The organism is Candidatus Binatia bacterium (genome assembly GCA_029243485.1).
Classification (GTDB): Bacteria; Desulfobacterota; Binatia; order UBA12015; family UBA12015; genus VGTG01.
The window spans coordinates 57,714-80,537 of the sequence record JAQWRY010000058.1 but is presented as its reverse complement, the minus strand read 5'-3'; the positions used below and the strand labels follow the sequence as shown (position 1 = coordinate 80,537).

Here is a 22,824-nt window from a genome sequence, read left to right as displayed (position 1 = left end):
AGAAAGGTGCAGGACCCTAACGCTTGGCGGCGAGCTCGACCACGACGCGGTAGAGGAACTCGACGGCCGGCTTCAGGCTGCTCGTCGGGATACGCTCGTCGATGCCGTGGGCGCGCCGCGAGTCCTCCTCGGAGATGGCGATCGGATCGATCCCGTAGGCGGGAATGCCCTTGGCGCGTAGAAACCGCGAGTCCGTGGCCCCGCGCGACATGAAGGGCACGATCGGGAGGCCGGGCCACATCTCGTTCGCAGCGGCCGCGATCGCGTCCGGCCCGGGACCGTTGAGCGGCGAAGGCGCGGCGTATCCGAAGTCCTCGCTGCTCTCGATCTCGACCTCCGGGTCGCTGATGATGCGCACGAGCTCGGCCTCGACCTCGGTTACGGTTTCGTCCGGCAGGATTCGGCAGTTGATGGTGGCTCGCACCTCCGCGGGCAGCGCGTTCACTCGCGTTCCTCCATCTATCATCGTGGCGACGCATGTCGTGCGAAGGTTCGCGGAGAGGCTTGCGTTCCGGTCGGCGATCTCGAGTGCTTCTGTGGGGAGGGTACCCTTGGCTTCGGAGAGGGCTCGGATCGCGTGCCCGAGATCCCCGGACTCCTGCGAGGCGCGCGCGGCGAGGTTCGCGCGCGTGACGGGTAGGAGTCGAGCCGGGAAGCGATGCCGACCGACCCGGGAGAGGGCACGGGAGATCCGATAGATTGCGTTGTCGGAGAGCGGTACGGAAGAGTGCCCCGTGGGGCCGTACGCGGTCAGGGTGAAGTCCTGGTAGGTCTTCTCCGCAGTTTGAAGCTGGATCCGCGTGGGCTCGCCGTCGTCGTTGAGGACGAGCCCGCCGCCCTCGTTCAGCACGACTTCGGCGCGGACCGAGTCGGGGGCATTCTCGAGGAGCCACTCGATCCCGGCGCCGCCGCTCTCTTCATCGCCCGTCCAAGCGAGGATCACGTCGCGCGAAAGGGCGACGCCGGCCTTGTTCAGCAGTAGAAGAACTTCCAGCTCGATAGCGGCCATCCCGAGATCGTCGTTGACGCCGCGGCCGTAAAGGTAGCCGCCCTTTTCCGTCACGGTGTGCGCGGGGACCGACCAATCCTGCCCCTCGGTGCCGACCACGTCGATATGCGCGAGAAGGAGGATGGGTTCGGCGGAACCGTCCCCCGCGAGTCGCGCGACCAGGTTCTCGCGGCCCGGCGCGAACTCGGTGACCTCGAACGGGATGCCTGCCGCCTCAAGCTTCTTCTTGCCCAGCGCCACTGCGCGCGCCTCGTTCCCCGGAGGGTTCGTCGTGTTCGCGGCGACGAGTGCAGTCAGAAGCCTGCGCACGGATTTCGATGCGGCATCGAAGTCCGGATTTCCAAGCGGAACCGACGCCGTGACCCGGTGCGACGTGCAGGCGAGGGCGACCGCCGTGAGAAACATTGCGCAGAGAAATCGTTTCATGGGCAGGCTCCTGTCCGAATGTTGAGTGAGGCCACGTTGCGGGGTATCCCCCGGCGGGCTCCGAGGTTCAAGTGGGAGCACGCGCCGAAACCCGCCGTGATAGGCTCCGAGGAGGATTTCCATGCCGATCGATACGGGCAAACTGATCCCTCTCTCGATGTCGGACAGCGACGAGGTGACGATCTACGTGAAGGGCTTCCTCGGGTCCGGGGAAGAGCCGGAGCACTTCGATCGGTGGCATCGCGGTCACGAGGCGCTGGTGGACAGCCACGGTTGGGGGTCGGTCGCGCACGGATGGGCGTGGTCGTCGGGGAACTGGCTCTCGATTCCGGTGCCCGTCGCGGGGACCGCGAAGCTCGCCGTCGATGTCTACCGGGCGGTTCGGTACGCGCGCGTGGCGGCGCTCGGGGCGACGGTGGGTCTCGCCGTCGCGGAAATCGGCGCGCGATTTGTCACGCAGTATCTCGCGGCGGAACGGCGTGCGGCCGCGGATGCCGACGCTCTTGCCGGACAGTTGGAAGCGCTCTCGCGGGAGCATGCACGGGTCCGCGTCGTTGCGCACTCGCTGGGGTGTCGGCAGGTCGTGGCAGCGGCATCGTCGCTGCCGCCGGAGCATCGTCCCGCGGAGATCCACCTGTGTGCGCCGGCTCTGGTGGAAGACGAGGTCGAAGGGCAGCTCGCGGACCTCGCCCGCGAGCGTACCTACCTCTATTACTCCTCGAACGACCTCGTGCTGGGTGTGGCGTTCCCTCTGGTCGCTTGGGAGCGGGCGCTTGGGGTGGTGCCGCCTGTGTCTGACTACGCCGGGCTCAAAGCGATCGACGTGAGCGAGCACTTCGGCTTCCGCGTCCACGGGGAGTACAAGAATCGCTTCGCGGACTTTGCCGCGACCGCAGAAGGCGCGGGGTGAGCCGTGGGGTATCGGCGTCGGGTGAATTCGGTTAGCTTCACCCTCGCATGACTCCAGAGCCGGATCCGCCGGGCGCACCGTCGAGAGGCTACTCGAACTACCTCCTTGGTGTTCTGGTCCTCGTCTACGTCTTCAACTTCCTCGACCGGCAGATCGTTTCCATTCTCGCGGAGCGGATCAAGGCCGACATCGGCGCGACCGACGCGCAGATGGGCTTTCTGTACGGGACGGCCTTCGCCGTTTTCTACGCCCTGTTCGGAATCCCGCTCGGCCGCCTCGCGGACATGTGGGATCGAAAGAAGCTGATCGCGATCGGCCTCACGTTCTGGAGCATGATGACCGCGCTGTCCGGGCTCGCGCAGAACTTCACCCAGCTCGCCATCGCTCGGATCGGCGTCGGCGTCGGGGAGGCCAGCGCGACGCCGGCGGCCTTCTCGATGCTCTCCGACTCGTTCCCCGCCGCGCGTCGCGCGACGGCACTCGCCATCTACTCCAGCGGCATCTACATCGGCGCGGGTCTTGGCCTGGGCATCGGCGGCGTGATCGTCGATCAGTGGGATTCCGCCTACGCCGGGGCGGCAGCACCGTTCGGCCTTGCCGGTTGGCAGGTCGCGTTCATGGCGGTCGGACTACCGGGGCTGCTGCTGGCGGTTTGGGTTTCGACGCTGCGGGAGCCCGTGCGCGGTCTGATGGACGGAATTCCTGCGCCGGTCGTCGAGAGGCCATTCCGCGAGTTCTTTCGCGAGATCCTGTCGGTTGTCCCGCCGCTCACGCTCGTGCACCTCGCCGTCGAACGGTACGGCGTGCGCGCGATCGGGATGAACCTCGTCGTGGCCGCTGCGGTTTCGCTGATGGTGGTCCTGCTCACCGCGCTCCTCGGAACGCCCGAGCAGTGGGCGGCGCTCGCGATCGGTGTGTACGCCACGTTCTCGTGGGGGCAGGCGCTACGGCGACGCGACGCGCCCGCCTTCACGTTGATCTTCACTACACCCGCGCTGCGGTGGGCTGCTCTCGGTTTCGCGTTCCTCGCGTTCACCGGTTACGGCACCGGCTTCTGGGCGTCGCCGTTCCTGATTCGAGTGCACGGCGCGACCGAGGCGGAGGTTGGACTTCTCTTTGGTTCGGGTTCCGCGCTGGGCGGGTGGCTCGGCGTCACGATGGGTGGCGTTCTCGCGGATCGTTTTCGTGCGATGAGCCCGAACGGGCGGATTTGGGTCGGTCTGCTCACGGCCGTGACACCCTTGCCGATTGCCTTCTGGATGTTCACAACCGAGTCCGTGACGATCGTGTATCTCCTCGGAGTGCCGCTTTCGACGTTCACCGCGATGTGGATCGGCCCGGCCGCGAGCACCGTGCAAGACTTGGTGCTGCCGCGCATGCGCGGCGCCGCTTCGGGTGCCTACCTGCTCATCCTCACGTTCATCGGTCTGGCGCTTGGTCCGTATACGATCGGAAGACTGAGCGTGGCGTTCGACGATCTGGGCCTCGCGATCCTGGTTAGCCTCGGTTCGAACGTGATTGCGGCCGGTTTCCTGCTTCTCGCGATGCGAAGCCTGTCCCGGGACGAGGCGTCCCGGATGGAGCGCGCCCAGGCCGCCGGCGAGCCCGCGCAAGCCTGACGAAACCAGCACTTGCCGCGGCGCAGAGCCCTGGAACGGCCCGCTTACGACAGCGAGGAAATCGGCCGATAACAAAGCTGATATGGCGACCGGCGAGTCCTTCCTCCTGTGTCCCCCCCGCTTCTACGGCGTGGAGTACGTCATCAATCCGTGGATGGAGGGGAACGTTGGGCGAGCAGATCCGCAACGGGCGGCGGCCCAGTGGGAACGCCTCCGTCAGGAGGTCGAAAAACGGGCCTCGATCGAGCTCCTCGAGCCGGCCGACGGCCTGCCGGACATGCCCTTCGTGGCGAATGCCGGGCTGGTTCTGGGGGACGTGTTCGTTCCCGCGGGGTTTCGGTTTCCGCAGCGGCAGCCGGAGCAGGGGCATTTCACGGCATGGGCCCGCTCGCGCGAGCTGAAAATCGTCGAACCGCCCGAGGGCGCGACGTTCGAGGGTGAGGGCGACGCACTCTTCCAGCCGGGCGAGCCTCTGCTCTGGGCGGGCTACGGCGTGCGGTCTTCGCTGCACGCGTACCCGGCGGTGGGTGAGGCGCTGGATGCCGAGATCGTCCCGCTGCACCTGATCGACGAGCGATTCTATCACCTCGATACCTGCTTCTGCCCGCTCCCGGGCGGCGGCGTCGTCTACTACCCCGATGCGTTCGACCGCGCGTCACAGGACGAGATCCGTCGCCGCGTCCCGGTAGGCAAACGCATCGAGGTGCGGACGGCCGACGCGCTTGCCTTCGCCTGCAACGCGGTCGTGACCGACGACGCGTACATCGCCAACGGCGTGAGCGACGATCTGCGAGCCAAGCTCTCCCGGCAGGGGTTCGAAGCCGTGGAGTGTCCGCTCGGCGAGTTCATGCTCGCTGGGGGCGCAGCGAAGTGTCTCGTGCTGCGCACCGACCGGCCGGCGGCTCCACGCGTCGGAGAGATCCCACCGTCGAGTATTCGAGATCGCGTGGTCGGGCTCGGGGGGCACCTCTTGGACAGCGGCCTCATGACACGCGTGCTCGACACGATCGACGATGCCGGTGGCAGTTTCGAGATCGAGGATTTTCGCGCGGGTCTGCGCCACGACCAGGATTCGGTCGCGCGCGTTCGGGTCGTGGCGCCCTCGGCTGAGGGCCTTGGCGGAATCCTCGAGCGCCTCGTCGAAATGGGTGTGCGGGTGGTCGACGCAGGAGATGTCGAGCAGGACGCACGACTGGCTCCGGCCCCGGCCGCCGGAGTGGCGCCGGACGATTTCTACGCGAGCACCATCTTTCCGACGGATGTTCGCGTCACCGGGGCCTGGCTTCGGGCGGGGGAGCAACGGATGGATGCGGTCCTCGTGGTTCGGGGGCAAAACGGGTCGGCCGTCGTGCGGTGCGGGCTGCTCCGCGATCTCGCGGAAGGCGATCTCGTAGTGTGCGGGGTCGAAGGCGTTCGCACGCATCCGGTCCGCTCGGCCGCTGCGCGGGAGGACTCCTTTGCGTTCATGACGTCGGGCGTGTCGAGTGAGCGGCGGGTCGAGCTGGTCGTCGAACGCATCGCCTGGGAGATGCAGCGCATCCGGGAACGCGGGGGACGTGTCGTCGTCGTGGGTGGTCCGGTGGTGATTCACACGGGCGGGGCACCGTACCTCGCACGCCTGGTGCAACGCGGCTACGTGCACGCCATTCTCGGTGGAAACGGCCTGGCGGTGCACGACGTCGAGGTGTCGTTGTTCGGCACCTCTCTCGGCGTAGATCTGGAACGAGGTGCGGGGGTGCGCGGCGGTCATCGGCATCACTTGCGGGCTATCAATCTGGTGCGGGCGCACGGGAACATCGCGGGGGCAGTGCGCGCCGGTGTCGTGCGAAGCGGGATCTTCTACGAGTGCGTGCAGAACGACGTCCCGTTCGCTCTCGCAGGTTCGATCCGCGATGACGGGCCTCTGCCCGAGACATTGATGGACCTCCGCGTCGCCCAAGCGGAGTACGCAAAGCTGACGCGCGGGGCCGACATGATTCTCATGCTGTCGTCGATGCTCCACTCGATCGGTGTCGGCAACATGACCCCGGCCGGCGTGCGCTTGATCTGCGTGGACATCTCACCCGCGGTGGTCACGAAGCTGGCGGATCGAGGCTCGGTCGAGTCGACGGGTATCGTCACCGACGTCGGTCTTTTCCTCACTTTGTTGGACAAGAACCTCGGGGACGCCGAACCGACGGCGGCTCCAGGAGATCCGCTGTGTTGAGCACGCCGGGCGACGGCGCTGCCCGTACACCCATCGGGGCGGCCCCGCTGGGGAGCGAAGCTCGCATCGGGCAGATCGGGGCTGAGATTCTCTCGCGGACCGAGAACGCGGGGGCGATCTTCGGTTCGCACTGGTGGGAGCAGCAGGTGTTCTCGTGGACTCTTGCGCATCCGCAGGTGCGCGCCCGGCTGTTGCGCTTCGTCGATGTATTGCCGGCCCTGGCGTCGAGCCACGACGTCGCCGCTCATCTGCGCAGCTATCTCCTAGAGGATGGCCACGAGCTGCCCCGACCTCTCGCGCTCGCATTGCGGCTGTCGTCACCGGGCTCGCCGGCCGGGGACATTGCGGCCTTTGCTGCGCGACACAACGTGCGCCAGATCGCGCGGCGCTTCATTGCCGGCGAAACGGTAGGAGAGGCGACCGAGGCGATCGCGGCGCTCCAGGATCGGGGCGCGGGCGCGGTGTTCTACGTGCTGGGCGAAGTCGTCACGAGCGACGCCGAGGCCGATCTGTACACGGCGACGTATCTCGATTTGATCGATGGCCTTCCCGGGGCGCACGTCGCACTGAAGCTCTCCTCCCTGGATCCGGCGTTCGACGCGATGGCGCCGGCGGCGGCTGCCGAGTCTGCCGGGCGCCGTCTCCGTGCGATTCTGCGCCGGGCCGGTGAGCGTGGGGCCCACGTCACGGTCGACATGGAGCAGTACGACACAAAGAATCTCACGTTGCAGATCTTCCGCTCCGTTCTCGCAGAGCCCGAGTTCCGCGACCGGGGAGATGTCGGCATCGTTCTTCAAGCGTATCTCCGCGATACGGCGGATGATCTCGAGGAGCTCCTGGATTGGGTGAAGACGCGGGGTGCGCCGATCCTCGTCCGCCTCGTGAAGGGGGCGTACTGGGATCTGGAGGCACGGCTGGCGACGCAGCGTGGTTGGCCGTGTCCGGTGTTCCTGGAGAAGTGGGAGAGCGACGCGGCCTTTGAGCAACTCGCGCGACGTTTGCTCGCGAAACGCGACCTGGTTCGCCCGGCGTTCGCAAGCCACAATGTGCGGAGCCTCTCGGCAACACTCGCCACGGCGGAGCAGTACGGAGTCGCTTCGTCCGAGTTCGAGTTCCAGATGCTCTACGGAATGGCGGATCCGCTACAGGACGCGCTCGTCGATCGTGGACACGCGGTGCGCGTCTATACGCCCTTCGGCCCCCTCGTTCCGGGCATGGCGTACCTCATCCGTCGCCTCCTCGAGAATGCGTCGAACGGGTCTTTCCTGCGGCATTCGTTCGCCCACCAACCGCCGACCGCCGAGTTGCTCGCCAGCCCGACGGCTGCACGGACGACGAGCCCGCGATTCCCCGCGCTGCGGGCGGTCGATTCGGAGGACGACATGGGGGGTCTGCGTTTTGAGAACGAGCCCATGAGCGATTTTTCTCGGATCGAGACGCGGGCTGCGATGGTGGGTGCACTCGATTGCCTCTGTGCGGAGTCTCTTGGGCGGGATCATCCGGCTCGGATTGGCGGTCGCGCCGTGACGACTGGCCATTGGATCGAGTCCCGCGATCCCTCCGCTCCCGATCGCGTCGTCGGTCGCGCCGCCCGTGCCGGGGTGGCGGAAGCGGACGAGGCTGTTGCGGCCGCCCACGGCGCGTCTTGCGCGTGGCGTGAGACGCCGGTCGCTGACCGCGCGGATCTTCTACGCCGCGCCGCAGCGGAACTCCGCCGTCGCCGATTCGAACTCGCCGCCTGGATCGTTCTGGAGGTGGGGAAGGGCTGGCGCGAGGCCGATTCCGAGGTCTCCGAAGCGATCGATTTCTGCGAGATGTACGCGCTCGGCGCGGAGCGGCTCCAAGGTATCGAGCGCGTTCGCGGGTTGCCCGGCGAGGAGAACCTTCTTCTTCAGGAGCCGCGTGGCGTGGCGGCGGTCATCGCGCCCTGGAACTTCCCTCTCGCGACCCTCGCGGGAATGACGACCGCGGCTCTGGCGACCGGGAACACCGTCGTCTTGAAGTCCGCCGAACAATCGCCGGTCGTCGGCGCGATGTTCTTCGAGGTGCTCGTCGCGGCGGGCGTGCCCGACGGCGTGGTAAGTCTTCTGCCTGGGTTCGGAGAGGACGTGGGTGCGCGCCTGGTCGAACATCCGCAAGTGGACGTCATCGCCTTCACTGGCTCTCGCGACGTCGGTCTCGGAATGATCGAGAAGGCGTCTTCGGTCGGGCCCGGCCAGGTGACGATTGGTCGGGCTCTGACCGAGATGGGCGGGAAGAACGCGATCATCGTCGACACGGATGCCGACCTCGATGAAGCGGTGCGTGGCATCGTCGAGTCCGCCTTCGGGTACGCCGGTCAGAAATGCTCGGCCTGCTCCCGGGTGATCGTGGTGGATTCGGTGCACGAACGGTTGGTGCGTCGCCTTGTCGAGGCGACGCGGAGCCTTCGTATCGGGCCCGCGGGTGATCCCGAGTCTCAAGTCGGGCCCGTGATCGACGAAGAATCGGCTCGACGGATCAGGGACGCGGTCGCGGCGGCCGGGAAGCCCTGCTTCCGCGGGCAGGTGCCCGATGTCCCCGGCCATTGGGTTGCGCCGGTGATCTTCGACCGGGTCGACTCGAGCGCGGACCTCGCGCGCGAGGAGATCTTCGGTCCCGTCCTTGCGGTGATCGTGGCGGCGGACTTCGACGAGGCCCTGCTGCTGGCCAATGACTCCGACTGCGGCCTGACCGGTGGCCTGTATTCTCGGGACCCCGATCATATCGAGCGCGCACGGCGCGAGTTTCGAGTCGGCAACCTGTGCATCAATCGTGGGATCACGGGCGCATTGGTCGATCGCCAGCCCTTCGGTGGGAGTCGACTCTCCGGCGTTGGGGCCAAGGCGGGGAGCCCGGACTATCTGCGACAGTTCTGCGAGGCGCGGACGATCACGGAGCACACGTTGCGGCATGGCTTTGCTCCCGAGGAACTCCACTGAGGCCCGCCCGCGGCACTGCCGTCGTGCTCGCCGCCGCGTTCTGGCTGGTCGCGTGCGTTCGCGCCGAAGAGCCCGCGCCCGCGGTGCGCTCTTCTGTGAAGCCCAACCTGCTTCTGATCACGGTCGATACGTTGCGGGCCGATCACTTGAGCGCTTACGGCTACCGGCTCCCCACGAGCCCGAACCTGGATCGTCTTGCGGGCGAGGGCGTTCGGTTTTCCGACGCGACGGTTCCCTGGCCGAAGACGTGGCCCGCCGTCGCGTCCATGCTGACGGGGAAGTATCCTGCGACGACGGGCGTCCGGATGTATCCTCGCCGTCCGCTTCCGCAGGATCACGAAACGCTGGCGGAGTTGCTCAGCCGCGCGGGGTACGAGACGGCCGCGGTCGTTGCCAACGTCAACGTCAGCTCGAAGTTCGGCTTCGACCAGGGATTCGACACGTTCGTCGAGTCGTGGGAGGCGGGGCTCGAGGCCGCGACCGGTAGCACGACCTTCGCGAACGACCCCGGAGAGGTGAAAGAGTTCACCGGGGCTCGGGTCGTCACCGATCAGGCGCTTGAGTTGCTCGACGATCTCGCCGCGGCGGAGCCGTTCTTCCTGTGGCTGCACTACATCGATCCGCACGGCCCCTACCGGCCACCGCCCGAGTATGACGGGCTGTGGGCCGACGAGTACGAGGTGAAGGATGTCCCGTTCGAGGCGATGCCGCTCTATCAGCGACAGTACGACGAGGCGGGGGCGCCGATCACGAACATCTCTCACTACATCGCGCAGTACGATCGTGAGATCCGCTTCTTCGACGACCAGCTTCAACGGCTGCTCGACGAGCTCGCGGCTCGGGGACTGCGGGACGATACGCTGCTGGTCCTCACGTCCGATCACGGGGAGAGCCTCGATGACGACCTCTACCTCCTGGAGCACGGCGCGGCTCCGTATCAGCCTACGGCTGGCGTGCCGTTCGTGCTGGTCTTCCCCGGGCGGATCCCGCCGGGACGGGTAGTCGAGGCCCCAGTGGGTCTGATCGATCTTCTCCCGACTCTGGCGGCGATGCTCGACCTCCCGTCTCTACCCGCCGTGCAGGGGCGCAGCCTGGTCGCGACCTGGGCCGATTCGCCGACCGCTCCGAACGACTACGTCTTCTTGGAATCGGGTGCGTACGAGCCCAGCCAGCTCTCGGTTCGCAAGGGGAAGTGGAAGCTCGCGCGGCTGCGGGCACCCCGTGACCGACAGATGTTCGACCGCAGGGAATTCGAGCTCTACGACATCAAAGCCGACCCCGGGGAGGAGAACGATCTCGCGGACTCACACCCGGCGCTCGTAGCGGAACTACAGACCGCTCTGAACGACTGGCGCTCGGACACTCCGCCGTACGCCGGCCCCGAGAACGCGGAGATGAAGGAAGTCGATTCGCGAACGCAGGCTCTACTCCGCGCGCTGGGATACGTGAACGATTGAGCGGAGTGTCTTAGGACGGGTCCTCGCGACACAGCAGGAAGTAGTTCGGCAAGTCCTTCCCGGCCTTGGTCGCTCGTCCGATCAAGAGATGATCCGACACGCGTCGCAGATAGTCGATCATGCCGTTGTAGATGAACCGAGACAGTCGATACGTGTTGTCGTGAATGTCCGGCCACTCTTCGGGCTTCGCGGTGGGTACGCGGGTGTAGTCGACGGCGACGCCGCCAGGGCCCTCGGGCGAGTCGTACGCGACGAAGTACCCCGGCCCCGTGAGCGGCGCGAGCCACTGGACGGGCTGGTAGTTGTAGCCCCACAATTCGTCGGAGCCCTCGTTCGCGCGACAGAACCGCTTCTGGAAGTTGGTGAACATCGGCAGCGAGTTCTTACCGTGGAAGATGATCGGTTGAAGCGGTCCGAGGTCGGGCGGGACCATCTCGGCGATCGTCATGGAACGCCCTTCGCAAGCGTCCCAGAGTCGGGCCTGGGTCTTCCCGTCGATGGACTCGGTGATCGCGACCCGGTCGGGCGGAGAGGCTTCTTCGAAGCGCCCCGCGGCTTCTTCAGGATCGAGTGCCGGGGTGGCCAGGGCATCGAGGGTCGCCGTGATCTGACTCATGGCTCCTCCATAGCGGCATCCGCCGCGCCACGCCACGCACCGTTTGTACGCATCGCCAGGGTACGGCAAAATCGCGGCGTGGCGGACCCCAAAGAGGAGCTTCTGGCCGGTGACGACTTCGAGGACGTGACGTTCCGTGATCTCGACCTCGGGGGATTGAACCTGGTGGACAAGAATTTTCGGGAGTGTCGCTTCGAGCAGGTTCGGTTTGCCGAGGCACGCCTAAGCGGCTGCACCTTCGAAGATTGCGATGTCGAGGACTGCGATCTCACCATGGCGAAGGTGGGCGGCGTCGCATTCCGCGGGGTCGCCTTTCGGCGCAGCAAGCTGATGGGCGTCGACTGGACCGACGTGCGGGGAATCTCGTTCCTCGTCTCGTTCGAGGGCTGCAATCTGAGCCATTGCACCTTCGCGGACCGAAAGATGCCGAAGACCGTCTTTCGGGAGTGCCGTGGCCACGAGGTCTCGTTCTCCGCGGTCGATCTCACGAAGTGTGTCTTCACCGGCACCGACCTCCGAGGGGCGCGGTTCATTGACACGGTTCTGGTCGAGGCGGATCTCTCCGGGGCCGTGAACTACGACATCAGTCCGCAGCAGAACCGGCTGCGAAAGACGAAGTTCTCGCAGGAGGCTGCACTCGCGTTGGTGGCGCAACTCGGCGTCGTCGTTCCGAAGTAGGCCGAACCGCTTCTGCCCCGACGCAGACCCCGGTAGGGTGGTCTAATGGCGTCCGACGCACCTCGACCCCGAGCCCGCCGTCGTCTCCTTTGGACGGCGCTCGCGTTGGTTCCGCTTGTCGTGGCCGGCCTCGTCGTGTTGGTCGCCGTGGAAGCGCGGGGTCGGCTTCCGCAGTTGTTGTCGATGGCAGTCCGAGAACTGGCTCCGGAGTTCAAACTGCAGGTCGCCGGTGCTCGTCTGGAATCGAGCGAGCGCCTGGTCGCCGAGCAGATCGTTCTCGCGTTCCGCGATGCCGAAGCGCCGTTCTTCACGGCGGACCGGGTCGAGGTCGACTTCGCGTGGGCGGAGCTCCTCGAAGCGCGGGTGGGAGCCATTCGGATGGTTCGCCCGCGGGGGTCGTGGACGGAGCAATCGAGCGGTTCGTGGCCGTTGGGTGGGGGCGCGGAAGCCGGGGAGGGCAGCGAAGGTGCGGCTGTCCGTGAAGCCGGGGGCGGCGTGCGGTGGTCGATCGGACGGTTGTCTGCCGCAGATGGCCACCTCGGGGTGTCGTTTCCGGCGGGCGTCCCGGAGATCGCACTCGATTTCGATCTGGACCTCGCGGACGTCGGCTCGGATGCGCTCCTTGATGAAACGAAGCGTTTGCTAGCCGTCTCGAATCTGACGGTGGGGCCGGCCGCTGCACCGTTCCTCTCCGCTCCGACCGTCGAGTCCGAGCTGTCATTTGCCGGACTGAACGAGCGGCGGCTGGAGTCGTTGCGGGTGGCCCAGCCGGAGGTCGACCTTTCGGTGCCGCTCAGGACGGGGGAAAAGGCCGAGCCCGGCTCGGGAGAAGCCCGCTCGGGCTTTTGGGTGGGACGGTTCGTCGTGGAGAACGGTCACCTGCAATCTCCTGCGAAGGGAAGCCTCCCAAAGATCGACGTCGACTTTGCGTGGGATCTGACCGACGTGGGCGACAGCAAGGAGATTGCGAAGCGCTTGCAGGTGGTCGCGCTGTCCGACGTGCGGGTGTCTGTGCCGGGGCAGACCGTCGAGCCTCTGCTGTCGATCCCGAAGGCGTCTGCCGAGGTCTCCGTAGCGGGGGTACTTCGCAACGAGATCGAAGCGGTTCGAATCACCGACGGCGCGTTGCTCCTCGACAGCGCCGGCCGTGCGTTCCTCTCCTCGCCGCAGGGGGAACCGGTCGAGGCGGGGGCGATGATCTGGCGGATCGGCACGCTCGACATCGGCACCCTCGCCGTTCATGTAGCGGAACTCGGACCGCCGATCCCCGATGTGAAGTTCGACGTCCACACGGCGTTGAACGATCTTCCGCTCTCGGCCGCGGGTGCGGCCATCGCCGACCAGGCGCAGCAGTTGGAAATGGCGAGCCTCGTCCTGAACGCACCGTTCTACCCCTTCGAGAAGGTGTTGACCGTCGGAAGCGTCTTCATCGACTTCTCACTCGGAGGGCTTCTGCGGCAGAAGATCGCCCAGGTGAAGTTGCTTCGTCCCACGATCTACCTCGCAGAAGAGCTCTTCTGGTACATTGCGAACGAGCGAAAGGACGAGGCATCACAGGGGTCGTCTCCGTGGACGATCGACCTGCTGAAGGCGGAACTCGGGAACTTGATCCTCGAGATCGGAACGGCCCGGCGCGTCGGCTTGCCGATCACGTTCGAGACCGAGGTCCGCGACGTAAAGCTCGACAACCTCGCGGATCTGAAGCTCGCCGCCAAGCTGGTCGTCCCGGAGGAGAGCTACAGCTTCCCCGACTACGAGGTGAGTGTAGACTCGGTTCGCGGTGAGATGCAGTTCGACTATCCGCCCGGAAAGGGCTCCGACAACTTCGTGAGTACACTGTATGCTGACGCGTTCGAGTGGCGGAATTTCGGTCTTCAGGAGGGATGGCTCTCTCTGACATTCGACCCGAACGGGATCAGCGGAAAGTTCGGCGGTGCCGGCTACGAGGGCTACGTGAACGGGGGGCTCACGGTCCCGTACGCGTCGGGTGCGCCTTGGGTGGGTTGGGTCTCGGCGAGCGAGATCGATCTCGCGAAGCTGACCTCCCTGGTCGCCGGGGGCGCCGTGACGATGTCCGGACCTTTCGATGCCAACGTCGCGCTCACGATTGCGAACCAATCGCTGCGGAACGCGAACGGGGGCCTGACCCTTTCGGAGCCGGGACACCTCGAGATCAAGAGCCTGGGCGAGTCGAAGATCCCGCCCGATTGGCCGTCGTGGCAGCAGGATCTGGCGAGGATCGCGCTCGAGGCCCTGCGCGATTTCGACTACGAAGAGGGGAAGGGCATGCTCCATTTCGAGGACGGAACTGGCCTTGCGACGTTGGCTCTCACCGGTCCGGATGGGGGCCGAAACCTCCAGCTCCACTATCACGGCGAAGGAACCGGCCCGCATGCGCTCGACGTGAAGGTCGCTTCACGCGAGGATGGGGACTGATGCGGGTCTTTCTTCTAGTTGCGATGGCGGCGTTGTCGGTTGTCGGTTGTGATCCCACGATCAAGGTGGAGACGCCGAAGCCGATCGCGATCGACATCAACATGCGTCTCGATGTGTATCAGTTCGATGGAAAGGCTCCGGATTCGAACGCCGCGCCTGCGGGTGGCACCCTCGAGGAGATCCGGGGGCGGCGCAGCAACCGGGCGGCGGAGCTCCAGAAGCTGAAGAACAATCGGGTCGTGGGCGAGAATCATGAAGGGCTTCTCGCGCTTCGGAATCCCCCACCGGGTCCCTACGGGAAGTACGTGAGGGAGACGGTCGCAACCGAGAACGCCGATCGCACCGCGCAGTATGCGGCGACGGCGAAGGCGGAGGACAAGCCGGTCGCGGCGGTCCGCAAGAACCAGGCGGACCTCTTACGTCAGGGCTCCTTCGCAGGGGAGTGGATCCAGGTGCAGGAGGGAGGCGGCGCCTGGATCTGGATCCAAAAGGTCGCCGCGGCGAAGCCGGCATCCGGCAAGGCCACGACCCCCGCGAGCTAGCGGAACGCCGGCATCACCTTCTCGGCGAACAGCCGCGCGGGCTCGCGCGTATCTTTCCCGAAGAATTCGATGACGAAGGACGTGCAGCCCATCTCGACGTAGCGGCCGATCCGATCGATGACGCCCTGTGGGGTGCCCCAGATGCCGTTGGCTTCGAGATCGCCGCCCATGTGGCCGCCGTAGATCTTGGTGGCCTTCTGGAGCGATGCCTTCGCGGTCTCGTCGTCCGCGCCGATGATGACGACACACTGCTGGGAGACCTCGAGCGTGTCGAAGTCGCGTCCCTCGATGTCGCAGCGGCGCTTCATCGCCTCGATCTTCTCGGGCAGCTGCGCCTGGCCCGCGGCCATGTTGTTCCAGATGTCTGCGTGGCGCGCGACGATCCCCATGAGGATTTTCTCGCCGGCGCCGCCGATCAGGATGGGCGGAGGACGGACCGGCTTGGGCTCGCAGTAGACGTTCTCGACCGAGGCGTGCTTCCCCGTGAACGTGACCGTTTCCTCGGTCCACATCTTCTTCATGATTTGCACGGATTCCTCGAGGGCGCGCAGTCGCTCGCGCACCGACGGAAACTCGCAGCCGTATCCCTTGAACTCAGCCTCGAACCATCCGGCGCCGAGGCCCGCGATCACGCGGCCGCCCGAGATCTGGTCGATCGTCGCGATCTGCTTGGCGAGGACCGCCGGGTTCCGAAAGAACGGCGGGGTGACGAGCGTGCCGAGCCCGACGTGCTTGGTGATGGCCGCGACCGCGGCCAACTCAGTCCATCCCTCGAGGATCGGGAGGTTCGGCATCGGGACGCCGTACAGATGGTCGCAGACCCACACCGAGTCGAATCGGAGGCGATCGAACTCGGTGGCCGCGTCGCTGGCCTGCTGCCAGCTGCGTTTGATCTGGGGAAGGGTGACTCCGAAGCGGATGGGTCGGCTCATGGCCGTACCTTACGGCGCGGCTGGGCCCCCGGGCAACTGGAGTGCGGTCGCGTCCTCTAGGAGATCATCTCGAGGAGTGCCTCGACGACGTCCGGATCGAACTGCGTACCCGCGCACCGGCGGAACTCTGTCCGGATCGCGACGGGCGCGAGCGCCTTGTGGTAGGGCCGGTCGGTGATCATCGCGTGGTACGCGTCGGTGACTGAGATGATGCGCGCGGCGACGGGGATCTCGTCGCCGGCGAGGCCTTCGGGATAGCCCTGACCGTCGAAGTGTTCCTGGCTGGCCTTCACAAGCACCGTCAGATGACGTGTCTCGGGAAGCGACTCGACGAGCTCGGCACCGGTGAGGGTGTGCTGGTCGACGATCTCGCGTTCCGCGGGGGTGAGCGGCTCCGTGCCATCGAGGATCTCGAGCGGCAGGTAGAGCTTCCCGATGTCGTGCATCAGTCCGGCCTGGCCGGCCTCGCGGATTTCGTTTCGTGCGCAGCCCATCCGACGCGCGAGTCGCGCGGAGAGCGCACCGACGGCCAGGGAGTGGCTGCCGGAATCCGGATGACGGCTGCCGAGCGTGCGCAGCAGGGCACGGAGGGCCGAGGGTGTTCCCGCGTTCGAAGTTCGCACCCTGGGTTCTTCCTGGACTTGGGTGTCGTTCAAAGTTTCGGTTCGATTCCGACCGCTGGTTTTTCCCTTCAACATCGCCTGGTCGGCGGCATTGAGGACTTCAGAGGCACGGCCGCGGCCCTCCGAAAGGCTGGAGACACCGATCGTCACGGTGATGGGAACGGTCCCGGCGCCATCCGATCGGATGACCGTTGAGACGCCTTCGCGGATTCGATCCGCGACCTTGACGGCGGTCGGCGTATCCGTCGACGGCAGCACGACGACGAACTCGTCTCCGCCGCAGCGTGCGACCACATCGATGGTGCGGACGAGGCGGCGAAGCGTTCCGGCGACGAGGCGCAGGATGGCATCGCCGCGGTCGTGGCCGAACTCGTCGTTCACTCTCTTGAAGTGGTCGAGGTCCACGAACAAGACGCTCAGTTCACCAGTGACGGATCGTGCGTGGCCGAGCAGCGGATCCAGCTGTTGCTCCAAGCCGCGTCGGTTGAGGAGCCCCGTGAGGGGATCCGTGAGCGCTTCGCTCTGGGCGTCGCGAAGACGGAGGCTCGCGTCGAGAGCCGTCGCCGCCTCGGCGCAGTACAACGCCGACAGCGTCCGCGACGGAGGCTGGTGGATCGACAGGCGCAACGAGAGCACCCCTACGCCCTCGCTCGCAACGCTCAGCGGGAAGTGGAACCAACGCTCGCCGTGGATGACTTCATCGCCTTCGAGGGTCGTCCACTCGCGCGTCACTCTCGAGGGCAACGATGCGTCGTCGCGCGGCAGGGGGAGGGGCTCCGCGACGTTCAAGACCGCCAGCGGACTCAGTTGTCTGCCGTCGGGGACCCAGAGAACGGCCTGGCCCGCGCCGAGAACGGTCTTCGCGAGATCGAGGATCCCGCTCGCGACCCGATCGGGCGCGAGCCCGGCTCCCACCATCTGGTGGAGCCTCAGAATTGCTTTGAGCAGGCGGTAACCGGCGTCGAGTCGGCGGTTGAGGGCCTCGCGCTCCGCGAGCAGCTGGCGAATCGTGAGCTGTTGGGTCGGCTCGCTCGATTCTTCCGACGCGGTCCCGAAGATCTCGCGGAGGTCGACGGGAAGATCCCCGGCGTCCGCCTCCAGCGGATCGAAGTCTTTCGGGGCGCAACCTTCGCCGAACTGGAGGCCACGACCGGTCACCTTGCGGACGCGGACGAGCAGGTCCTTACGGTTGATGGGCTTGGGAACGATCCCCTGGGCGCCGAGGCCGAGCCCGCGGATCTGAATGGCGGGATCCGTCACGCTCGTGGCGAGAAGCACCGGGATCCCGGCGAGGATCGGATCGATCCGCATTCGCCGGAGCACTTCGAGCCCGCTCTTCCCGGGCATCATGACGTCGAGGAGGACCAGCGAGACGTCGGGTCCGAGTAGTTCCCAAGCCTCATCGCCGTCCTGAGCGATCTGGCAGGCGTATCCCTCTCGCGTGAGGAACCGGGAGGCGAGAGCCGCGGAGACCGGATCGTCGTCGACGATCAGGATTCGCTCACTCTCGAACCCCGAGTTGGGGTTCTCCCGTGGGGAGGGGGTTTCGACGATCTCCATGCCGCTCCTTGCTGGGGGCGCGGTGCAATACCGCCAGCCCCTGTACCTACTTTGCGGCATGATGGGAGCCGGGCTTGAGAGGCAGTGCGAAAAACGCCACTGCGGAGTGACTCAAGAGGTCGGCTGGCGAGGCCGATGAACCCTCGAGGCCGCATGCTCCATGGCGTCAGTGGATTTCCTTGCAGATTTGCGCCTGATCACCCAGTTCCTGCTGATGGTGACAGTGATCCTGTTCACCGTGAGTGGCTCGATGACCTTCTAATCGACGTCTACTACTGGTGCCGACAGATCTACCTGGCCGTGTGGATTCGTCCCCGGCATCCGCGGCTGCGCACCGAGCAGCTGTCGACCGTCCCGGAATAGCCCATCGCGATTCCGGTGCCGGCGTGGCAGGAGTCGGACGTGACCGAGCAGATGCTCGAGAACACGATCAAGACGCTCGACTAAAGCAACTACTGCATCTTCGTCGGAGTGTATCCCAACGACGAAGACACGCAGCTCGCGGTCGAGCTCCGGGGGGGGGGGGGAGCACCTCGGGTGGCGCGGGAACTGGCGAACGAAGTACGTCCTGTTTCGCGACCGGCTTCGCGTCGCCCCGGGCTCTGGTGGAGTAGTGGGCGGCGATGGCCGGCGGGAACGTGTCGAAGCAACCTTTCGCCGCGAAGCCTGCATCCCTCGCTCGCGTACGCGATCAGATCACCGTTGCCTCGAGGCTCGTGGTGGGGCCGCTCGTAGGATTCAGCGTTCCGGACTACATGAGCCCGTCGGCCGGCCCGGAGGCGGCCGGTCTTTACCGGGGGTATCTGGCGTGGGAGCGGCGGTGCGGCCTCGTGAAGTGACGGCGTTGCAACTAGGCCGCGGTCTTCGCGAGCTTGATCGCCTTTTCGGGGCAGGCCTCGACGCAGTGGCCGCACGCGTGACAGTCGGCTGCGTTCGGCGTGTACGCCTGTCGGTAGCGATGTCCGACTGCCTTGAGCTTGCCGACGAGCGAGAGGTCCCAGAATTCCCCGCTCGTGAGGACGCCCATCTCGAAGACGTCATACGGGCAGACCTGGACGCAGTCTTCCTTTCCCTCGCAGCGGTTCCGGTCGATTACGGGGGCCAGCCGGCCGGCGTCGTCGTCGCAGCGATCGCGCGATGCCTTCTGGGTGGCCGCCATTACGCCTCCGTCGGCTTACCGGGCTGCCGCCGGCCGAAAGCCATCTTCAGGAAGTCGCGCCGGGTCTTCGGTCCGTACGTACGCAGGCTTGGGATCGCTCCGGTCTGATACTCGGCGCGGGCCATCGCCAGCCGGTCCTCCGGGAGGGTGCAGCGGACGGCCTCGATGTCGATGTCGTGGAGTCGCGCGGCGTTGCGTTCGAAGATTTGCGCCTTCACCTCATCGGTGATGTCCGGATAGCCGAACTCATCCATGAGTCGCTGGGGCATCTTGAACGTTTTGCGTGCGTTGATCTGCCATTGTGGCGTGCCGCACCAGATCGAATCGGTGCCCCAGAGCACGTGATCGGCTTCGGCGTACATCGGATACGCGGCGAGACCAGCCAAGTTGGCGGGCGCGCTCGTCGGCCATCTCACGAACGAGGGCCTCGATATTCTTTTCCTTGGGCGTCTGATCGGCCGGCGTGAATTCGCCGTTGGAAACTCAACGGAAGGGGATGGGAAGGCCGCCCTCGCCTTCGTCCCGCAGAGTCTTGTCGGTTGGTCCTCAGAAGCACGGGATCTCCCCCTTTTCAGGACCCCAGTGGCTATCACGCGTGGCGCGCCGCGAGCCAGCGACGGCGTGCTCTTCCGCGCCGACTTCGTCGCGACCGGCGATCGACGTACGTGATCGAGCCCCGGTCGGGGCTGACCGGCTTTTGCGTGACCTCTCGAAGAAGGCGCGCTACGGTGCCCCTCTCGCGGGGCGGTGTCGCGCGGACGAAGAATGGAACGATTGTTCGCAATGCGGTTCGCAGCGCCGGTAGTAGTCCTTTTGCTCTTGACGGCATGTCCGCAGCCCGAGGTGCCGGCCGAGGCTCCGGTGCCGTCGACGGCTCCGTCGGCTTCGCCGAGCCCGGGCCCCACGGAGGTTGCGGCGGCGGAACCCGTCGCCTTCGTCGGCGGGGCGGCGTGTGCGGAGTGCCATGCGAGGGAGGCCCGCGCCTGGGCCGGTTCCGATCACGATCTCGCGATGGAACTCGCGACCGAGGACACGGTTCTGGGAAGCTTCGAGGATTCGAGCTTCACGGACGCCGGAGCCACGACCCGCTTCCATCGGGGTGAGGACGGCGGGTTTCGGGTTCGCGCGATCGGTCCCGATGGTGAGGAGCAGAGCTTCCCGGTCCGGTACGTCTTCGGCGTTCGTCCGTTGCAGCAGTATCTCGTGGACATCGGCGGCGGCAGGCTGCAGGCGCACCCCGTAGCGTGGGACGTTGAGAAGGCGGAGTGGCTCTCCCTCTACCCGGGGGAGGAGATCCCGCTCGACGATCCGCTGCATTGGACGCGCTTCGGTCTCAATTGGAATCAGGGTTGCGCGGATTGCCATTCCACGAATCTCCGCAAGCAATACGACCCCGAGACGAACACCTACGACACCGTCTGGAGTGAGATCGACGTCAGTTGCGAGGCCTGTCACGGCCCGGGCGAAGATCACGTGGCGTGGGCTCGCGCGGATGGCGCCCGGGACGATGCCGACCTTGGGCTCCTCGTTGACCTGGGAGTGGGTGCGTTCACGGGTCGAGACCGGGGCCTCCAGCGAACTCAGATCGACACCTGTGCTCCCTGTCATTCGCGGCGGGCGCTCGTGCATCCCCAAGATGCGTGGGGCGTGCCGTTCACCGAATCGTATCGCCCTGAAGTTCTCGGCGAGGAACTCTACCATGCCGACGGTCAGATCCTGGACGAGGTCTACGTCTACGGGTCGTTCCTTCAGAGTCGCATGTTCGCAGAGGGCGTTACCTGCACGGATTGTCACGACCCCCACACGCTGAAGCTGGTGGCCGAGGGTAACGCGCTATGCGCCCAGTGCCACGTTCCCGCGACCTACGACGCTCCGGACCACACGCACCATCGGGCAGGCAGCGAGGGGAGTGCGTGCGTCGCATGTCACATGGCCGAGACGACCTACATGCAGGTCGACCCGCGTCGCGACCACGGGTTTCACATCCCGCGCCCGGATCTGACCGTTGAACTCGGGGTGCCGAACGCGTGCTCGCGTTGTCACGCGGACCAGACGGCTGAGTGGGCCCGCGATCGCGTCGTCGAGTGGTTCGGTCCGAATCGACCCGACGACGTCCACGAGACGCGGGCGATGGCGGCGGCTCGTACGGACGGGCCGGCCGCGGCAGGGCCTCTTGCGGCCATCGTGGCGAATCCCGAGCGGTCGGCGATTCTCCGCGCGTCGGCGCTCCACTTTCTGCAGACCTCGGACCCCGGCGTCGCGTTGGCCGCGGCGCGGTCCGCTCTGAACGACCCCGAGCCGTTCGTACGATCGCTGGCGGTCGTGAACACGGCCGCGTTCGCCACGTCGCAGGCCGACTTCGAGTTGCTCGTCCCGCTCCTCTCCGACGAGAGCCGACTCGTTCGCACCGAGGCGGCGATCTCGCTCTCCCGAATCGCGAGCCAGCGCTTCACGGGCTCCGCCGACGCCGACACGGTCGCGTACGAGGCCGCCCTCGGCGAGTACGTCGCCGGGCAGATGGCCTCCGCCGACCAGCCGGCCGCGCAGATGAATCTCGGCGTCCTGCGACAGAACGCGGGCGACGACGCGGGCGCCCGTGCTTTCTATCAGCAGGCGAGCCGGATCGAGCCGGCCTTCGTTCCGGCGCGCTTCAACCTCGCCATGCTCGACGCGACCGGCGGTCGGTCGGCGGAGGCAGAAGACGGGTTCCGCGAGGTGATCCGCCGTGCGCCTGAGCTCGCGGAGGCGAAGTACTCGCTCGGTCTTCTCCTGGCCGAAGACAAGGCTCGTCTCGAAGAGAGCTCAGAGTATCTCCGCGCCGCCGCACGCGCCGCACCGGACAACCCACGCTTCCAGTACAACGCGGGACTTTCGGTGCAGCATCTGGGGCGGCCGGGCGAGGCGGAAGGGTATCTCCGCGCTGCGGTGAACCTCCGGCCCAACTCCCCCGAGTTCCGCAACGCACTCGCTATCTTCTACGTGCAGCAGGCGCGTTGGGAGGAGGCGATGCCGCAGGCCGAGCGTCTCCTCGAGTTGGTCGGCGCGCAGCCCGAGGTCGTTCGGCTCGTCGCGATGGTCCGGGCGCGCGCAGCGGCGCACCCGGAGTAGCGCTCCTTAGAACTCGACCTTGGGCGCGACCTTCGCCTCGTTGGGCGCTTCGAAGTAGTCGGCGGGCTGGAAGCCCAGGCAGCCGGCGAAGATGGTGGTCGGGAAGCCCTTGATGGTGGTGTTGAAGACCTTCACTTCATCGTTGTACCGCCGACGCTCGGTCGCGATCCGGTTCTCGGTCCCGGCGAGTTCGTCCGACAGTCGCGCGAACTGGGTGTTGGCCTTCAGGTCTGGATAGTTCTCGGCGATTGCGAGCAGGCGAGAGAGCGCACCCGACACCTGGTTGGAGGCCTCGATCTTCTCGTCGCGGGTCTTCGCGCCGATGAGCTTCGCCCGCGCCTCTGCGATCGACTCGAAGATTTCCTTCTCGTGCTTCGCGTAGCCCTTCGTGGTCTCGACGAGATTGGGGATGAGGTCGTTGCGTCGTTGCAGTTGGTTCTCGACCTGCGCCCACTGGGCGTCGATCGACTCGCGCTGCGCGACCATCGTGTTGTAGCCGCATCCACTAGCGAGCACCGTGAGAGCGACGAACGTCGCGACGTTCCGGGACGATTTCACATCAGTCATCTCGAGCCTCCTGATT

17 protein-coding genes are annotated in these 22,824 nt (G+C 66.3%); 10 read left to right on the top strand and 7 right to left on the bottom strand.

What is annotated here, in order from left to right; translation table 11 throughout:
* Positions 1-16 precede the first annotated feature (16 nt).
* Positions 17-1,435, bottom strand: a complete 1,419-nt coding sequence (locus P8R42_16560) for a M20/M25/M40 family metallo-hydrolase (GenBank protein ID MDG2306227.1) — start codon at positions 1,433-1,435, stop codon at positions 17-19.
* Positions 1,436-1,556: 121 nt separating this feature from the next.
* Between P8R42_16560 and P8R42_16555 the strand changes: the two genes are divergently transcribed.
* From P8R42_16555 to P8R42_16535, 5 genes are all read left to right on the top strand, one after another.
* Positions 1,557-2,345 carry an alpha/beta hydrolase gene (locus P8R42_16555; protein MDG2306226.1) on the top strand — a complete coding sequence of 263 codons (789 nt, stop codon included), beginning with the start codon at positions 1,557-1,559 and terminating at the stop codon, positions 2,343-2,345.
* A gap of 47 nt (positions 2,346-2,392) precedes the next feature.
* Positions 2,393-3,964: an MFS transporter gene (locus tag P8R42_16550; protein MDG2306225.1), complete on the top strand. Its 1,572-nt coding sequence runs from the start codon at positions 2,393-2,395 to the stop codon at positions 3,962-3,964.
* Between the two features lie 82 nt (positions 3,965-4,046).
* On the top strand, positions 4,047-6,170 hold the full coding sequence (locus tag P8R42_16545) for a TIGR00300 family protein (protein MDG2306224.1): 2,124 nt from the start codon (positions 4,047-4,049) through the stop codon (positions 6,168-6,170).
* Positions 6,164-9,130 carry a proline dehydrogenase family protein gene (locus P8R42_16540; protein ID MDG2306223.1) on the top strand — a complete coding sequence of 989 codons (2,967 nt, stop codon included), beginning with the start codon at positions 6,164-6,166 and terminating at the stop codon, positions 9,128-9,130. The genes P8R42_16545 and P8R42_16540 overlap by 7 nt, the downstream gene beginning before the upstream one ends.
* A 23-nt stretch (positions 9,131-9,153) precedes the next feature.
* Positions 9,154-10,587 carry a sulfatase gene (locus P8R42_16535; GenBank protein MDG2306222.1) on the top strand — a complete coding sequence of 478 codons (1,434 nt, stop codon included), beginning with the start codon at positions 9,154-9,156 and terminating at the stop codon, positions 10,585-10,587.
* Positions 10,588-10,597: 10 nt separating this feature from the next.
* Here the strand turns inward: P8R42_16535 and P8R42_16530 are convergent, their stop codons facing one another.
* Positions 10,598-11,203: a hypothetical protein gene (locus tag P8R42_16530; protein MDG2306221.1), complete on the bottom strand. Its 606-nt coding sequence runs from the start codon at positions 11,201-11,203 to the stop codon at positions 10,598-10,600.
* 78 nt (positions 11,204-11,281) lie between these two features.
* On the opposite strand from P8R42_16530, the gene P8R42_16525 reads away from it, so the two are divergent.
* From P8R42_16525 to P8R42_16515, 3 genes are read left to right on the top strand one after another with little or no spacing between them, the layout of a single operon-like run.
* Positions 11,282-11,881 carry a pentapeptide repeat-containing protein gene (locus P8R42_16525; GenBank protein MDG2306220.1) on the top strand — a complete coding sequence of 200 codons (600 nt, stop codon included), beginning with the start codon at positions 11,282-11,284 and terminating at the stop codon, positions 11,879-11,881.
* 45 nt (positions 11,882-11,926) lie between these two features.
* A complete protein-coding gene (locus P8R42_16520; protein MDG2306219.1) occupies positions 11,927-14,317 on the top strand; it encodes a YdbH domain-containing protein in 2,391 nt (796 codons plus the stop codon).
* Positions 14,317-14,859, top strand: coding sequence for a DUF1318 domain-containing protein (locus P8R42_16515; GenBank protein ID MDG2306218.1), 543 nt, complete (start codon positions 14,317-14,319; stop codon positions 14,857-14,859). The genes P8R42_16520 and P8R42_16515 overlap by 1 nt, the downstream gene beginning before the upstream one ends.
* Here the strand turns inward: P8R42_16515 and P8R42_16510 are convergent.
* Positions 14,856-15,791, bottom strand: a complete 936-nt coding sequence (locus P8R42_16510) for a TIGR03560 family F420-dependent LLM class oxidoreductase (protein ID MDG2306217.1) — start codon at positions 15,789-15,791, stop codon at positions 14,856-14,858. The genes P8R42_16515 and P8R42_16510 overlap by 4 nt on opposite strands.
* Before the next feature lie 56 nt (positions 15,792-15,847).
* Positions 15,848-17,974 carry a diguanylate cyclase gene (locus P8R42_16505; protein MDG2306216.1) on the bottom strand — a complete coding sequence of 709 codons (2,127 nt, stop codon included), beginning with the start codon at positions 17,972-17,974 and terminating at the stop codon, positions 15,848-15,850.
* A gap of 623 nt (positions 17,975-18,597) precedes the next feature.
* On the opposite strand from P8R42_16505, the gene P8R42_16500 reads away from it, so the two are divergent.
* On the top strand, positions 18,598-18,813 hold the full coding sequence (locus tag P8R42_16500; protein MDG2306215.1) for a hypothetical protein: 216 nt from the start codon (positions 18,598-18,600) through the stop codon (positions 18,811-18,813).
* 11 nt (positions 18,814-18,824) lie between these two features.
* Here P8R42_16500 and P8R42_16495 read toward each other — a convergent pair whose 3' ends face one another.
* Both P8R42_16495 and P8R42_16490 read right to left on the bottom strand, forming a co-directional pair.
* Entirely contained in the window at positions 18,825-19,133 is a 309-nt protein-coding gene (locus P8R42_16495) for a 4Fe-4S dicluster domain-containing protein (GenBank protein MDG2306214.1), read from the bottom strand.
* Positions 19,133-19,519, bottom strand: coding sequence for an amidohydrolase family protein (locus P8R42_16490; GenBank protein ID MDG2306213.1), 387 nt, complete (start codon positions 19,517-19,519; stop codon positions 19,133-19,135). The genes P8R42_16495 and P8R42_16490 overlap by 1 nt, the downstream gene beginning before the upstream one ends.
* 379 nt (positions 19,520-19,898) lie before the next feature.
* On the opposite strand from P8R42_16490, the gene P8R42_16485 reads away from it, so the two are divergent.
* Complete coding sequence (locus tag P8R42_16485) at positions 19,899-22,241, top strand: multiheme c-type cytochrome (GenBank protein ID MDG2306212.1); 2,343 nt, start codon at positions 19,899-19,901, stop codon at positions 22,239-22,241.
* A gap of 6 nt (positions 22,242-22,247) precedes the next feature.
* On the opposite strand, the gene P8R42_16480 is transcribed toward P8R42_16485, so the two are convergent.
* Complete coding sequence (locus tag P8R42_16480) at positions 22,248-22,808, bottom strand: LemA family protein (protein ID MDG2306211.1); 561 nt, start codon at positions 22,806-22,808, stop codon at positions 22,248-22,250.
* Between the last annotated feature and the right edge of the window lie 16 nt (positions 22,809-22,824).

Excerpts from the sequence above, each read along its gene's own strand:
- P8R42_16560 (MDG2306227.1), bottom strand. The coding sequence starts at position 1,435 with ATGAAACGATTTCTCTGCGCAATGTTTCTCACGGCGGTCGCCCTCGCC.
- P8R42_16555 (MDG2306226.1), top strand. The coding sequence starts at position 1,557 with ATGCCGATCGATACGGGCAAACTGATCCCTCTCTCGATGTCGGACAGC.
- P8R42_16550 (MDG2306225.1), top strand. The coding sequence starts at position 2,393 with ATGACTCCAGAGCCGGATCCGCCGGGCGCACCGTCGAGAGGCTACTCG.
- P8R42_16545 (MDG2306224.1), top strand. The coding sequence starts at position 4,047 with ATGGCGACCGGCGAGTCCTTCCTCCTGTGTCCCCCCCGCTTCTACGGC.
- P8R42_16530 (MDG2306221.1), bottom strand. The coding sequence starts at position 11,203 with ATGAGTCAGATCACGGCGACCCTCGATGCCCTGGCCACCCCGGCACTC.
- P8R42_16520 (MDG2306219.1), top strand. The coding sequence starts at position 11,927 with ATGGCGTCCGACGCACCTCGACCCCGAGCCCGCCGTCGTCTCCTTTGG.
- P8R42_16515 (MDG2306218.1), top strand. The coding sequence starts at position 14,317 with ATGCGGGTCTTTCTTCTAGTTGCGATGGCGGCGTTGTCGGTTGTCGGT.
- P8R42_16510 (MDG2306217.1), bottom strand. The coding sequence starts at position 15,791 with ATGAGCCGACCCATCCGCTTCGGAGTCACCCTTCCCCAGATCAAACGC.
- P8R42_16505 (MDG2306216.1), bottom strand. The coding sequence starts at position 17,974 with ATGGAGATCGTCGAAACCCCCTCCCCACGGGAGAACCCCAACTCGGGG.
- P8R42_16500 (MDG2306215.1), top strand. The coding sequence starts at position 18,598 with ATGGCCGGCGGGAACGTGTCGAAGCAACCTTTCGCCGCGAAGCCTGCA.
- P8R42_16495 (MDG2306214.1), bottom strand. The coding sequence starts at position 19,133 with ATGGCGGCCACCCAGAAGGCATCGCGCGATCGCTGCGACGACGACGCC.
- P8R42_16485 (MDG2306212.1), top strand. The coding sequence starts at position 19,899 with ATGGAACGATTGTTCGCAATGCGGTTCGCAGCGCCGGTAGTAGTCCTT.
- P8R42_16480 (MDG2306211.1), bottom strand. The coding sequence starts at position 22,808 with ATGACTGATGTGAAATCGTCCCGGAACGTCGCGACGTTCGTCGCTCTC.